Source organism: Flammeovirga kamogawensis (assembly GCF_018736065.1).
GTDB lineage: Bacteria > Bacteroidota > Bacteroidia > Cytophagales > Flammeovirgaceae > Flammeovirga > Flammeovirga kamogawensis.
Genome location: NZ_CP076128.1, coordinates 3,167,292 through 3,183,415, shown reverse-complemented (window position 1 = coordinate 3,183,415; position 16,124 = coordinate 3,167,292). Strand labels below are relative to the sequence as shown.

Here is a 16,124-nt window from a genome sequence, read left to right as displayed (position 1 = left end):
AAAATGATTTCTATTCTAAAACAATGGTTTATAAGTCTCTTTCAAATAAGTCATATAAGCATGAAAATCGCCATTAAATTGGTTATCAAATTCTTCTTTAAACTCATTCTGTTTTCCTCTATATCTTTTAAAACCCATAAAGAAGGTATTATTAGGAGTGAAATCTGAGAAATAATCACAGTAGCGATCGTTTGCAAATTGAAGATGTTGGATACCTTTCGTTATTTCAGAAATTTTCTTGTTTTTTAATTCATTTTTTTGATCCACGCTCATACTCTCTGGAAAAGATAAATATAGACTATCAAGCTCTTTAGTTCCTTTCAATATATATTCTGAAAACACTTTACGGTCTTCTTTCCTTGCCATATACGTTACATATTCTATTGAGTGTCTACCATATTTATAAATTAAAAATCTTTTAGCACCTTCGTCACCAACAAAATCTGCTAAGTTCTCATTATATGAAACACTATTTTTAACATAGAGAGTACCATGAGTTAGCTCATGAATTATTAAACGAGATAAACTACCTACATTTCTATTGAGCATGTTTGATAATATAGGATCATTCAAAACTCCTAAAGTAGACCAAGCAGACACTTCTCCAACCTCGGCATCAAAACCTTCGTCTCTTAATTTATCTCTAGCTTGTTTTGCCAATTGTTTATCAAAAAAACCTTTATAAGAAAACGTTCCAAAAATAGGAAAGGACCATCTTTTTGCTTCAAAATTAAAAGGAGCACAGGCTGTTACTGTCCAAAGAATTGGATTACCGTGTTGGTTATATAATTTAGTATAGCTATTCGATTTATCTAGACCTAGAGAGTCTACAGTAAACTGACGTATCTCCTGAATTAATCTAATCTTACTCTTTTGTTCTTCTGTAAAAGAGGTATCAGCTAAGTAAACATCAAGGGGTTTTGCATTAAACATAATATCTAATTGCCCTAAACCCTGACGAATTCCATAAGTTGCTTCTTTATGGTAATACCCTAAGAATGCTATCATCCCTATAAATAGCAGTAAAATTACCCGTTTAAACCAATACCAAATTTGTTGTTTTATACTCATAAATAGTTAATCTATTATACTACTAACAAAGATATTCTAATAAAAATGAGATAACAGAAGATTGGTCAAATAAATTTAAAATCATAAACTAGCCTCTATAAGTGAATAAATACTTCTACAATTAACGTTGTATAAATATATTATTCATTCATTTTCTTGTAAATCAAAACCCTTTGTTATCTTTGAGCAAACAATCGGCAAGAATTACAGGATGTAGTTCAATAAAATCAATTTTTTGACAATACTTTAAACAAGGTTTATAACACTGTTTAAAGAAATCAAATTCTCTAACTAAAATACACTAATCAATATGTTAGATGCTACTAAGTTTTTACAAATAGACACCATCAAAAAGAATAAACAAACAATCGAGGCTCAATTTAAAGTAAATCAGAATATTCTGTCAGAAACAGAGACAGATGCACCAGAAGCTAGTATGATGGAACTAGTAAAAAAGATTTATGAAAACAAAGAGAATGTACATTGTTCTATCTCTTCAGCAAATAAAATTAAGTTGATTTCTTTGTTTAAACCAGAAGAACAAAGCGTTGTAGATATGTCTATCAACACTAAAAATTATTCTGAAAAAGATATTGGAGTCAGTGCAGAAATTTCTACAGATGATAAAGTTTTCTTTAAGTTTGAAGGAATATTTACACTATCAGATAATTAGAATTTACTTCTAAAAAAGTTTTAAAAAGCACGATTACTGTATGGTAGTCGTGCTTTTTGATTAATTTTCACCTCAAAATTTACTACTAAAATTAGTATATTTACTTTCACTCATTACTTTCTAACTCCTAAATATTTTTTTACTTCATGAGGAAACTAGGAATAGCACTCTCTCTATTAATATTAATTCTTATTGTATGGGTAGAATCTTGGATTAATATCCCTCACCCAACAATTAGTGATACTTCTATTACAACTCTAAAAGTTGATACGTTAAGCAGTACTCGTTTTGTTCTAAAAAATAATTTCATCAATAAGAAAAAGGAAGGAATTTGGGAGCTTTATACAGAAGGTACTCCCTTTGAAATTGGCTACAGTACAGGTAAATTAAGTCAAGACATTTTACAACAACAAGAACGAGTTTTTATAGAAAAAATATCTGAAAAGTCACCGAGTAAAAGCATTGGAGTTATTAGAGTATTAAATGCTATGTACAACCGCCATCTTGATAATAGAATCTTACCTGAATATTGTAAAGAAATGTATGGTATTTCTTTAAATGCCTCTACTAAATATAACGATTTTGGAACGCCTTATCAGAGAATATTAAACTACCACGGTATTTATGATATTGAACACTCTTTTGAAGATGTTGAGGTAAAAGGAAATACAGCCTTTGCCATTAAAGGAAAAAAAACGTTAGACAATGATGTACTTATTGGTAGAAATTTTGATTTCTCTTTGGGTAAAGAATTTGATCAACAAAAAATAATACATTTTGTAAAACCACAAGAAGGTTTTAAGTATGCTTCTATTAGCTGGGGTGGGTTTATTGGTGCTGTTTCTGGCATGAACGAGACAGGTTTAACTGTAAGTATTAATGCTGTTGAATCTAAATTTCCGTTAGCAGCTACAATGCCTATGTCCCTTATTGCAAGAGAAATTTTACAATATGCACTAACAGTGGATGAAGCTTATAATATTGCATTCACAAAAGAAGCTTATATTTCTGAATCTATATTAGTTTCTTCTGCTTTTGATACTACTGCTATCCTAATAGAAAAAACACCTACTGGTATTGATTCTCTACATATGAGAACCGATGAACTTATAGTTACCAACCACCTTCAGACACCATCTTTACACCCTGCCAAAGTATATAATGAAGAAAATGCTACACAATATAGAGCAATTAGACTTACCGAATTATTGGCTGAAAGACAGCATTTATCTGTAATTGATATTGCTCGTATTTTAAGAGATACAAAAGGGATCGAAAATCAGAATATTGGATATGGAAATCAGAAATCTATAAACACTCTTAATTTACATCACTCTGTCATCTTTAAGCCTTTAAGTAAAGAAATGTGGGTAGCAGCTCATCATTCTCAACTAGACGAATATATTTGCTATAATCTAGACTCTGTATTTCAAGGTGCTGAAAATTATCCTCCTCCAATTTCACTGTCTATTACCAACAAACACATTCCTAAAGATGAGTTTATAGAAACAACTGATTTTAAAAACTACGCTACTTTTAAAGCATTAGCCACAAAATATAAAAATTGGAATTACGAATTAGAGAAACTTACTGATAATGAGATTCAAGAATTTATACAATTAAACCCTGAGGCTTATGAAAGTTATGAGATAATTGGGGATTATTACGCCAAAAATAATAATTGGAAAACAGCTGCTGAATATTATCAAATGGCTTTGAGTAAAGAGGTAGCAACACTAAAAAGTAAAAAAGAATTACAAGAAAAAGTATCTGTTACCGTAAAATAATAATGCATCAACATTATTTAAAATATTGATGCATTTACGATTACGGATTAGTAAGAAAAAACGGATAATAGTTCCTTACTTATTTATTCATACAGTATCGGTTAATATTTAGTTCAATTGAAAAGAAATTGGAATAACCATTTGCATTCTTACAGGTCTGCCTCTTTGTTTTGCTGGTTTCCAATCTGGCGATGATTTGAGGACTCTTACAGCCTCTTCATCGCAACCACCACCAATTCCTCTTACTACTTTTACATTAGAAAGTTTACCGTCAAGTTCTATTATAAACTGAACAAAAACTTTTCCTTCAACGCCCATTCGTTTTGCTTGGGCAGGGTACTTTATACGTCTACCTAACCATTTATAGAACTTACCCATTCCACCTTTAAAAGATGCTGTTTGTTCTGCAATAGTTACATAATCTACAACCGGTTCATCTGGTTCGTCAAAAACTTCTACAGGGTCTTCAATTACGGTATCATCTGTAAAATCTTCAGGAATATCTATTATAATATCAGTGACATCTTTAGGGTCATCAACTTCAATAATAGTTATAACTTTAGGTATTGGCTTTACCTTTGGTAAAACAGGGTCTGGAATCACAAAAGATGAGTCAAACTGTGTATCATCTATAAGTTTTTTTGCTTCCCAATCGTCTAAAATTACAGATCTAGGGGTAGGATATTCAAAAGCAGCTAATAGCGTAACCATAGCAATAGATAAACCAACCATTCTAAAAAAGCTAGTGTACTTATCTAAGTTTACGCTGTCGTACTTTTTTTGCAAATCATTCCTGAGATGCGTAGGAGTGGTCTCCCGTTTTTTAATGATGTACCTGAAGAGTTGAACAAGTACAATGAGGAGTGTCACGAAGATGAAGAGTATACCTTCGGGACCAATTAGTTTTAAAATATCAATCATAGTACATTAAATTTTAGGCATACTTGCGTAGTACCGTCTATGTGAACAGATTATTTTAAAAGAAGAGGCCTCTTCGGTAATTTTAATGTACAATTATTTCTTTTTGATGATCAGTGATTTAACCAACTTAACAAGGTCTTGTTATTAATTTACATTGATTAACACCTTTAGCGGTGAAATGTAAAAAGTTATGCAAAATGATTTAACACTAATTGCCTGTTTTTCTTATAAAGTTGGAAGAGATGTTAAGCGCTTAAGCTGTTTCTTAAATTTGTTATTTGATAATTTTGCCGACAAAGTAAACTCTATCGTCGGGTAAATCAGTGAGTTATTTGAAATACTTGGATAATAAACCAACTTTAAACCAATAATATTTTTTGCTTTTTCTATTCTCCCTCTTCTTGATAGTGTTGCTTTTTCTCCTATCGGAATATCAACTGAAGAAGTTATAAAATACCTATTATCTACTACATTATCTGCAAAATTTGGAATCCAACCTCCTCCTAAACTTATTATTTCAATTTTTCCTTCTACAGATAAATAAGCTTGTTGACTGTTGTTCTCCCAAAAATAACCTGCGGTAGATATAAGACCTAAAGAAGAGATTGGATTATGTATAATGTATTGCCCTAAAAACTCTACTCTAGGCTGTAACTGATTAAATAAACTCGCTTCGTTCTCTGACGATATAAAATTTTGCAAATGTTTTGCAGAAACACTTACTAAAAAATGTTCGTGTGTAAAAAAGCTAACCCCTGCTCCAATATCAAAAGTAGACTCTTGTCTATTTGAAAAACTATAAGAAGGGGAATTTCCGTTAATAGAAGAATTAGGGTTAAGTTGACTGTAGTAAGTACCAAAATTATCGTCAATACTATATTGTAAATACCCTAAAGATATTCCAAATGAAAATGCCCTTTCTTCATTTCTAAATAACATTGATAGGGGAATAGATAAAGCTTGTTGTTTTAAGTTTCCTTTTTCATTGTTGTCATCCTGTCTAAAAGGATAGGTGAGTTGGTTATAATTGATACCAATGCCTAAACCATTTCTTTTTTCTTTCTGAATACCTAAATCTCCACCTACGTTTATATAACTAAGGCCATCTTTAATGGTTGCGTAACGAAATGCTACATTTCCTTTATTAAAAGATGATCCTGCTAGGGCAGGGTTCTGAGAAGAAGGTAACCATAATGGAGTAGCAGAAATAACATCTTGTGCTTTAATTATTGTTACTTGTAGTAGTACTAAGTAGGTGAGTAGTAAAAAAGTTTTCATGTGTTAGTTATTTATGGTGTCACAATAAAAGTTGCTTGAATGGCTTCTTTCAAATTGTCTCCGTATTCAATAGTTAAAAGAACTGTATATAAAGAGGAAGTTAGTGTTTCATTATCACCAAAAATAAATTCTGGATCTTCAGATTCGAATACCAACTGGTTTGATGAAGAATAGATTTGTACCATACAATAAGTAATTTCTATATTATCTCGTACCAATAATCTAAACTGATTATCTCCGTTAGAATTTGATGTTAACGTAACTGCTGTTGGCAATTTTACTCTTGGAAAGTACGGAACTTCAATATTATCAAGGGTAGCACTATTAGATGGGCAAGAAATATCTGAAGAAGATGCATCTAATGCTTTTAAAATCACTTTGTATTTTTTGTATGGATTTACTGCTCCCTTTTCAAGATTTGAGGTAGTAAATATATAGGTTATATCTTCATTATTATAACCTTCCAAAGTCTCTAATAATATATCATTTTCATATATCTCCCAATACTGAACATCGCTATTTATAGAATTTGATGAAAAGGTTACTTCTCCATATATCGTTTGTGAAACAATATAATTTGGGTCAATAATAGCTTTTAACATTGGAGGAATGGCTTGGAGTTCCTCATCTTCTATTAAGAAAGAGTTTGTGCATGAAAAATCTCTAGTAGATTCTACAAAAATTTGAATATTCAGAGAATCATCTTCTAATCTATCTAATTGAAGGTTTTCTAAAATTCCATTGTTGCTTTCGTCCAATACTAATTGTTGTTCTCTATAAAATTTATTATCGATATACACTCGAACAACTTCTTTAGTAACACTATCTCCTTGAGTCTTAAAATTGATTATTACATTATCGCAAGAATAAATAAGGTCTTTATCTGGATCGAAAAGTACTTTTCTATTTATTTTACCAAATACATCTATAGTAAGTGTATTTGATGTTATGAGATTATTATCACCTTCCATAAAAACAGTTAAAGTATACAACTGTTCTTTTAAATTGGCTTTATCAACAGTTATTGTTAACCGTGTAGATTTAGGGCTAATAACATCTACTTGTGCTAAAATGCCAAAGTTTTCTAAACCTGTTATACTAGAAAAAGATTCTTCTTGCTCATGATTCAGAAATAGAAATACTTCTGAAGGAGCATTATCTATACAGAATGCATCTGCACTAGATACAATATCAAATGCAGCGGTTGATAAATTTATTGTAAGTAAAAAAAATAGTAATAGAAATCGCATAAATGAATTAGCATAAAGTCATAAAGAATTATAGTGATTTTGAAAAGTACAAAAGTTAATCCACTTCTATAATCTATGCTTTATTAAACGACCTAAACTTAAACTCAATTGCTCTATTATTCAACAATCTCTTTAGTACTATTTGTTTTTAAGAACCATAAAAAGAAAGGAATACCTAAAAGTACACCCGCTAAACCTTCTCCGTTTATAAGGGTAATATTTCCTTCAAAAATACCAGTTTGGTTAAAATAAACACTTCCTAAAAGAATTGGATTAAAGTAGTTCCAGACATAATGAAAAATGATAGGAGGAATAATACTATCAGATTTAAAATAAGCATATGCAAAAGGCATAGAAAAAATGAATACAGCACATAATTGTAATAACATTAATACAAATGGATATTCTACATTTGTTAAAAATGCAAGTTCTAATACTATAGGAGCATGCCATAATGCCCAAATTATTCCAACACCAATAGCTGCAAAGTTTTTTCCATGTGCTGCAGCTGCGGTTTTTAATAAAAAGCCTCTCCAGCCATATTCTTCGCCAAAAACTAATAATAAACCAATTAATACATTCGCAATGCCAGGAAGTACCGTTAACTCTATAAGTTTATCTTTATTTAAAGTTGATAAACCTAAAGCATAGGTTACAAGACAAATTACTCCAATAAATAAAATTGGATAAAGTACCGAAAATGCTAGTGCCTTTAAATTTAATCTATGAAAAACTGGTGCAAATACTTTTTTAAATGATTTATATCGAATTGAATTTAATAGCAAACCTATAATCGCTGGTACAAACATTACCAATGATACTAAGTTGATATTTTCTCCATCAAAAAAAATAAAGAAAGTAAATACGTAAGAAATTATTAAAGTAAGAATAGCAAAAACAGAGGCATATTTTAAGTCAGTATTCATAAAGTAACACGTTGATTGATAGAGAAAATTTTAATCTTATATAAGTATAGATAAATGAACTTAATTAATGGACACAAAAAAATAGAGTTTAGTGAAAAAACTAAACTCCATTTTTTAAATCATAATTAAAAATTGAATTTTCACTATTTAAGTGCCATTTTATAATTACTAATTTTATTATTTTGGTTTACTGATATTATGTATAAACCTCTTTTTAATGAATGATATACAGAGCTATTTGGTACTATATCTTTTAAAGAAAGTACATGACTTCCGTCTAAAGTATAAATTTCTACTTGCTCAATTTTTGATGAAGTATTAAAATGAATCTGACTTAATGAAGTACCTAATTTTAATGATCTTATTTCATCTTCAAGACTCAATACTGAGCGCTGTTCAAAGATTAAATAAAAACGATTTTCGTATTGACCTGCAGCTAAATTAATGTGTGCTTCACCATCTTCTAAATTATATTCTATACCCGTTTCTTTATCAAGTAATAACATTGGAATGCCTTCCATATTATCCCAATTAGGAACCGAAAATTTATGAATACCACCATGAGCGGTAATTAAACCTACAGGAACTTCTTTAGAAGGTATATCAAAATCATCTAAAACATTAATAACAAATTTATCTTCTGTAGATGTAATGCCAGTGAATAATGAGAATCCAGGATTACCGACAAATTTCTTTACATCAAATTGAGCATCATATTCATTAGATGCATCTTCTTTAAATGCCACAAGTACTTGATTAAAATATCCATCTTCGTGAACTACATTTAGCCACATTCTAGCAAATTCTGTAGCATTTTTAACTCTAAAAAACTGTTGATTATTCGATGAACGCATAGCGTTGGTAAACGTTACATTACCTGTAGATTTTGCTTCTACATAAAATCCCTGCCCTACAGCAATTTCTCCATTTGGTAAATCTGAAGACCCACCAGATACTCCACCAATACCAGGCTTAAACGTTGCATAATCTGAAGAAACTAAATTAGAGCCTGTTTCTGTATTTTGATCCCAAAAATAAACTGCCGATTGTATCAAATTAGATCCTTTGGCTCCATTTTCATCAATAAACCTATCAATTCTAATTGGAGAAATATAAGGATTACCAAGTAGGTTAAAACCTGTATGTGCTCCTTTTTTCACCGCTATTGTTACCTCTTTATTATTCGGAATACCTGATAATTTTTTAAGATTTACATTCGTAGCTGTATATCCTTGTCCAGGAACCATTGCTCCGTTATGAGCAACCCATCCTTTATTTAATTCTGTATAACTATGTGTTTGCGGAATGGTTGGATCATATGAATAAATATTCTCTCCAAAAGACTGATGCGAGTTAAACGGACTCGAAAAGTAATTATAAACCGTTTCAATTCCTGTACCTTTCACTGTGTATTCTACAACACCTGTACCTCTATATTCAGAATTTTCAGTTTGTATTAAAAACCCACCATTTTCAATAGTAATCACTCCATTATTTACCAAGTCATTATTTACAGTTATACTAGCACTTGGTTTTACACTAATTTTACTATTGCTTCCTAAATTTACAGAGTTAACTATAATATCATTTGTTACATTATAAGTAACGTTGGGTTCTATTACTACATTTGTTCTTGTAGTTGGTTGTCCATTAGACCATGTAGAGCCATCAAAAACACTTTGGTTAGGATCGTTAAATTCTATTTGGTATGCACTCGGTAAAATGGCTAAATCAATTGTTGCCGCAGGTAAATTTGCAAAAGCAGCATCTAAGAAAGTCCATCCAAAAGTAACTGTACTTTGAGAATTTGATGCATTACCTGTAAAGAACACTCTCACTTGAGTAGAACTATTTTTTACAACATTTAATGTTAATCCATTTGGAACATTATTCGCAACAACTAACCCTTGATCTACAAGGTTAACACCCACTTTTCCTAAAATAACATCTCCTCCAGTAAGGTCCATTACTAATTCTCCTTCAACAACACCGTTATTGTTGCTATTTTCTTTGAATTGAGAATAACTCACAACTACAAAATCACTGTCTGTAATAGGGGTATCATTAAAATTAAGCTCAATAGGATAATCTGTATTGGTTAATCCTAAAAATGCAGAGACATCTGTAGAAACAAATGCTTCATCTGTAAATGTTATTATTATATCATTTGCGTCATCTACATTATTATGGTTTGTAGCATTTCCTGTAAATGTTAATGTACAATTGTTATCGTCTACTTTGGTCACTATTGCTGTTAATCCATCTGGTACATTTTGGATTGTATACGCATAGATAGGACTATCATTTGTACCAATAAATGTATCTCCAACTAGCGTAACTGTTTTACTTCCTGTCAACGATCCATCGTCAACATTACTTTCTGTAAAGATGTTTGCATCCCAAACTAAATAAGGAGCAGTATCTCTAAAGTTAATGTTTATATCTTTTTGAAGATTAAAGAAATGTTCATTTGTACCATCAACAAATAATTGATCTAAAAGTTGAATTGATACAGTAACATCTTCATTATCGCCATGGTTTACCGCATTACCTGTAAAGTATACAATGATATTTTCTGAATCAGTTAATTCGATATGAGCTGTTAAGCCGTTTGGCACTCCTGTAACTTGAGCAAGATTAGCAGATAATAAATCAGTGTTTCCTGTTTCAAATTGAATATCTCCTTGAACAGATAAAAACAGTGAATCGGCAATAGATCCATCAAAACTGAATGACTCGTTTAAATAATCTTTAGAATAATTTACTCCAGGAGTATCATAAAAATTAAACTGAATTCCTTGGTGAGAGATATTTTCAAAAGAAGTAATATCCTCCTCTGTAAAAATTGTTTTCTTCAGAATAATAGCCCCATCATAAGTAGTATTTATATAATCATTCTCTACAGCTTTTCCTGTAAAAGATAATTCTATTACTTGATCTGATACTTTTACAATTTCTGTTGATAACCCCGTAGGAATGTTGGCAACATTTATATATTCTGAAAGTGTATCGCCAATAGCTCCAATAAAAGTTTTTCTATTACTTACCTGAACTAATTGTTTTGTTACAATATCACCTAAGTAAGTTGATGTATCTTCATTAAAAACCATGTCACCCCAATACATTCCGTATATCTCAGAAAAATTGATTTTAGAAGTAAAAGTGTAGTTCTCAATAGTAGTAATTACATGATCATTGATTGCTCCTAAACCGTTATCATTAAAAGTGATCATCAAGTTCTCAATATCATCATTATCAAAATGAGCAGTTGTTGAACCATTCATTGATAACCTTACTTGTGTTTCTGAAATTCTTGATAATTCAATATCAAAACCAGCAGGAAGATTACTTACATCAATATTATTTGTTGATATACTATCTGAGAAAGTAGCATTATATAATGAAACAACCACTGCATTTTCAATGGTTCCTTCATTATCCATATCTTCGGAAAATACTTTTGTGCTATACGTTAATGTTGGTGTAATTGGTGCTTCTACAAAATTCAATTCAAAATTATTGATGGTCTGATTTACTAATGTTGGAAAAACAGCAGAAGTAAAAGCTGAATTCTGAATGCTTATTACCACATCATTTACATCATCAATTTCTTGCTTATGAGAAGTTGCACTGTATAAAAACGATAGCTCTAAACTTGTATCAGATAATCGGATAACATTGCCTTCTAAACCTTCGGGTAAATTACTAAATATTACTTTTGATGATGCGGTAAAATCTTCACCATTATAGCCATTGAATGTTTCATCACCTAATAAATTAATAATTACACTACCTTCAATAGATCCGTCGTTTCTTGGGTTCTCACTTAGAGAATAATTATTTAAAGTAATTCCTTGAAATTCTTGAAACTTAAACTGAATATCTTGGGTATATCCGGCTACTAGCGTATTTGTAAAATCAACAAAAGCACTATCTAAGAATGTTATTGTAGTTGTAATACTATCACTCGGTGAGTGAGCATTAGCTGTACCACTAACAGTCATTGTTAGTAACTTATTGTGCACGCGTGTAAAATTAGCAGTTAGGCCTTCTGGTAAATTATTTACTTCAATTAAATTAGCTACACTGTCTATAAATTTATCATGTACTAAATTAAAATGAACTTGCATATTACCAAAACCACCATCATAAGGTTCTCTTTCTGTAAATGAAGTTGCATTACCTGCCAATGAAGTAGTTAATGTTATTTCTGGATCATATCCATCATGAAAAAGAACTGACAATGTTGATATTGTTGAGAAGTTAATTTCACTTGCAGGTATTTCTCCAAACGCGCTATCTTTAAAAGAATAACCAAAGTTTTTTGTTTGTGATGAATGATCTGTAGCAGTTCCACTCAAAGAGAAAATTACATTTGTAGAAGATGTTTTTAATGCTTTTAAAATTAATCCGTCTGGAATATTTGTAGGCGTAATATGGTTAAGTGCTACAAGATCGTTTCCAACAAGACCTGATAAAGTATCGCCACCTGTTAATGATAATTCAAGAGAACCTACTATTGTACCATTGTTAATTACATTTTCTTTAAAATTACCCTGTTCTACTACAACAAAATCACTATCCGTAAATAAAGGAGGGTCATCAGTCATAAAACTAATACTACTTGCTTCTAAATAAACGGCATAATCTATAACGTCAGCATTCAAAATTTCAAATGCATGGTCTTGAAATGTCCAACCAAAAGTAACATCATCGTCTATAGTATGATTAGCTGCATTTCCTGTTAGAGTAATTGTCACTTTATAATCAGAATTTTTTATGGCAGAAAGTGTTAAACCTTGGGGTACGTTATTAGGTACAACATAACCAAGAGTTACTAAATCAGCTTCTATAGCACCATTTAACTTATCACCACCTGTTAAGTTTAATACCATACTACCACCAACACTGCCATCATTTGCATCGTTTTCTATAAAAGGCAATCTTGAGCTTATTATAAAGTCACTATCTTCAATTAAGTTTACCTCAATAGTACTAAAATCAATTTCTATATATTCTTCAGAAACAGCAAAGTCTACAACACTATTAGTTACATTTAAAAATGCACTATCTTCAAATATCCAACCACAGCTAATGTCGTTTGCATCTGCATGGTTATCCGCGTTTCCAATTAAAGAAATTGATACTTCTGTAAGACTATTTCTTATTACTGAAAGCGTTAATCCTTCTGGAATATTGATAGGTTTAACAAAACCAGTTTCTACTAAATCCTGACCAATAATTCCTGCTAAGGTATCACCACCAACTAAGTTTAAAACTAGAGAACCTTCTACTGCACCATCATCAGCGGAAGTTTCTATAAATTGTGTTGAGCTTATTATCTCAAAATCACTATCTGTAATTGGAGGAGCATCTCTAAAGTTTACACTGTATACTTTAGATGTGTTCGCATAATCACTTGCTGAACCATTTTGGAAGGCATCGTCTAAAAGTATTAATCTTAAATTATAAATATCTTCATTATCTGAATGATAATTAGCTGTATCGACTAAAGTAATTTGTAAACGTGTGTCAGATATAGGAACAACTTCTAATCGTAATCCTTCAGGTAGGTTTTCTACTTCAGCATATCCTAGTTTTATATAATCATCTCTAATACCATCTAAATCAAAAATGGATCCGTCATTTTCATCTAATAAAGGTGAGAAAGTAATATTTCCTGTTGCGTTGGCGTATACAGAATATGGAAATGTACCATCAAAATCATTCGATTCTGAAAATGTATTTCCATCCCATTCAATACCATCTTGTTCTGCTTCTAAATTTAAAGCATGAGAATAATTATAAAGTGGAGTAAAGAGGGAGAGCGTTAATATTATTAGGAATAACCTTTTCATAACAGTTAGTAATCTATGGTGATTAATAGATAAAGTAAATTATTTACTTTCTATTTTAAATAAGCATATAACACTATACATTAAATAGTGAAATAGTAAATTATTCCATAAAAAAGGAGATGATCAAATTAATTTTCATGATGTAAATGAGTTATTTTTTGGGTTGTTATTAAAGAATCTTTCAGATTTCTTCTGGTCTTTTTAACTAATAATTAGTTACAATTATCTCCTATAATTACACACACAACTTTATAATAGTTCATTATTTATTTAAATCAACTGTATTTTTATTGAGTACTTGTATACTTTCAAGAATTGATTTCAGATAAATTATATGTAATCACTATTGTGGGAATTATTTTACATTTATTTACGTTATTGTATTTGTTAACCCAAGAATAGTCTTTAACCCAATTAACGACCATGAAAATATTAAGCCTAAAGATTGTTTCATTATTCTTTATCTGTACACTTTTTGTTTCTTCCTTCAGTTTAGCCCAAAACGGCTTTGTTGTACAAGGTGTTGCACGAAATAATGGCCATGCGGCACTTGGTGATAGATTGATACCATTTACCTTTCAAATAAAAAGTAATGATGGATCTACCACTTATTACAGTGAAACAAAGTCAATCCGAACAGATACGTACGGAGTGTTTTCACATATAGTAGGACAAGGTGATAATCAGTCCGGTAATTTAAAAAATGCTCCTTACACGTTAGGCAATTTAAAATTAATTGTCTCTTTAGATGATAATGGCAACCAACAAATCATTTCTGATAAACCAATGAATTATGTACCCTATGCATATAGAGCTGCTAATGGGTTACCTGCTGGGTCAATAATTCCTTTTGTAGGAAGTGCTGCTCCAAGTGGTTGGATGTTATGTGATGGAAGTTCAATTCCATCTGGAACTACTTTAAAAGATGTTTTGGGAATGAACAATGCACCTGATTTAAGAGGTATGTTTGTTAGGGGTTCTGGTACTAACGAGACTTTCACTAATTCTAATAGTGAATATCCACAAGGTCCGGCATTAAATGATGTTGAAAAAGATAAGATAGGTCCTCATAGTCACTCAGATGATATTTCGGTATCGGTAAATAGTGGAGGTTCCCATTCACACAGTTATTCTAAAGTAGAAAGTGCTAGTTCGTATGGTATACTAAACTACATTGCTGGTTTAGGTGCACATATTAGTACAGAAAGTACTAATACATCATCAGCTGGTGCTCACGAGCATACAGCAACAGTTTCTGGTTCTATTAATTCCGTAAATGGCGTTGGGACAGGAAATGAAGTTCGACCAGTAAGTTATGGTGTAGCTTACATTATTAAATTATAATTAGCATAGCAGAAGCTATCAGAAAAAATAACCCATCAAAAATATTCATTTATGCTACTTAAGACTCATTATCGTTCAATAATATTGATAGCATTACTATTTCTAAATAGTAATCTATTCGCTCAAAGCGGAGGTTTTGTTGTACAAGGACTAGCAAGAAATTCATTACATGCTGCTATTCCAAATAAAGTAATTGACTTTAAATTTACAATAGTTAGTAATGATAAGTCATCTACATATTTTTCAGAAACAAAACAGTTAGTAACAAATGCACAAGGTGTATTTTCTCATGAAATAGGTACAGGTACAGTATCTACTGGGTCAATCCAAACTGTTCCGTATAAAGATGCCAATTTAAAATTGATCATCTCTATGATTACTAACTCTACAGAAAACGTAATATCAGAACAAATCATAAACTATGTTCCTTATGCTTTTTCAGCTTTAAATGGAGCTCCTTCTGGGTCTATAGTTCCTTTTACTGGTACAGACGTTCCGTTAGGATGGATGCTGTGTGATGGAAGTTCTGTTCCATCAGGTACATATTTAAAAGATATGATTGGAATGGCAAATGCACCAGACTTAAGAGGAATGTATCTTAGAGGTACAGGTACTAACGGAACTCATCAAAATAGTAATAATGATTATGCAACCGGACCTGGTTTAAATTCTTATGAAAAAGATCAATTAGGAGATCATGGTCACGATAATGATTTTAGTGTAGATATCTCGAATGATGGTAGCCATACCCATAGTTATAGTAAATTTAGAGAAGGCGGATCAGGTAATTTAGGTCGCCATGGTGGTGGTGTGGTTAAAAGACAAAACATTAGTAGAACTACAGGAAATTCTGGAGATCATACCCACTCAACAACAATAGGCGGTAGCGTTGGTGCCGCAACTGGAGATGGCGTTTACTCAGAGACACAACCCGTAAGTTATGGTGTAAATTACATCATTAAGCTTTAATTCGATTTTGGTTAAACCTAATAACTAAAAGTATTACATGTTATGAT

General features: G+C 31.1%; 10 protein-coding genes. 4 read left to right on the top strand and 6 right to left on the bottom strand.

From position 1 onward, the window contains the following. Window positions 1–15 precede the first annotated feature (15 nt). Window positions 16–1,008 (bottom strand): aminopeptidase, encoded by a 993-nt coding sequence (locus KM029_RS12680; protein WP_240050297.1) that lies wholly within the window; start codon window positions 1,006–1,008, stop codon window positions 16–18. Window positions 1,009–1,381: 373 nt separating this feature from the next. Between KM029_RS12680 and KM029_RS12675 the strand changes: the two genes are divergently transcribed. Together KM029_RS12675 and KM029_RS12670 are read left to right on the top strand one after the other, a co-directional pair. Continuing rightward, a complete protein-coding gene (locus KM029_RS12675) occupies window positions 1,382–1,744 on the top strand; it encodes a hypothetical protein (protein ID WP_144073622.1) in 363 nt (120 codons plus the stop codon). Between the two features lie 146 nt (window positions 1,745–1,890). Continuing rightward, on the top strand, window positions 1,891–3,531 hold the full coding sequence (locus KM029_RS12670) for a C45 family peptidase (RefSeq protein ID WP_144073621.1): 1,641 nt from the start codon (window positions 1,891–1,893) through the stop codon (window positions 3,529–3,531). A gap of 108 nt (window positions 3,532–3,639) precedes the next feature. On the opposite strand, the gene KM029_RS12665 is transcribed toward KM029_RS12670, so the two are convergent. The 5 genes from KM029_RS12665 to KM029_RS12645 all read right to left on the bottom strand — a co-directional run bounded on the left by KM029_RS12665 (window position 3,640) and on the right by KM029_RS12645 (window position 13,764). Continuing rightward, window positions 3,640–4,452: an energy transducer TonB gene (locus tag KM029_RS12665; RefSeq protein WP_144073620.1), complete on the bottom strand. Its 813-nt coding sequence runs from the start codon at window positions 4,450–4,452 to the stop codon at window positions 3,640–3,642. 225 nt (window positions 4,453–4,677) lie between these two features. Continuing rightward, entirely contained in the window at window positions 4,678–5,730 is a 1,053-nt protein-coding gene (locus KM029_RS12660; protein ID WP_144073619.1) for a type IX secretion system membrane protein PorP/SprF, read from the bottom strand. Window positions 5,731–5,741: 11 nt separating this feature from the next. Next, window positions 5,742–6,980, bottom strand: a complete 1,239-nt coding sequence (locus KM029_RS12655) for a hypothetical protein (protein ID WP_144073618.1) — start codon at window positions 6,978–6,980, stop codon at window positions 5,742–5,744. 116 nt (window positions 6,981–7,096) lie between these two features. Further along, the gene (locus KM029_RS12650; protein WP_144073617.1) at window positions 7,097–7,906 is read right to left on the bottom strand and encodes a CPBP family intramembrane glutamic endopeptidase; all 810 of its coding nucleotides are present in this window, start codon (window positions 7,904–7,906) and stop codon (window positions 7,097–7,099) included. A 143-nt stretch (window positions 7,907–8,049) separates the two neighbouring features. After that, the gene (locus tag KM029_RS12645; protein WP_144073616.1) at window positions 8,050–13,764 is read right to left on the bottom strand and encodes a T9SS type A sorting domain-containing protein; all 5,715 of its coding nucleotides are present in this window, start codon (window positions 13,762–13,764) and stop codon (window positions 8,050–8,052) included. A 423-nt stretch (window positions 13,765–14,187) separates the two neighbouring features. On the opposite strand from KM029_RS12645, the gene KM029_RS12640 reads away from it, so the two are divergent. Beyond that, on the top strand, window positions 14,188–15,108 hold the full coding sequence (locus tag KM029_RS12640; RefSeq protein ID WP_144073615.1) for a phage tail protein: 921 nt from the start codon (window positions 14,188–14,190) through the stop codon (window positions 15,106–15,108). 51 nt (window positions 15,109–15,159) lie between these two features. Then, the gene (locus tag KM029_RS12635; RefSeq protein WP_144073614.1) at window positions 15,160–16,077 is read left to right on the top strand and encodes a tail fiber protein; all 918 of its coding nucleotides are present in this window, start codon (window positions 15,160–15,162) and stop codon (window positions 16,075–16,077) included. Window positions 16,078–16,124: the final 47 nt, after the last annotated feature.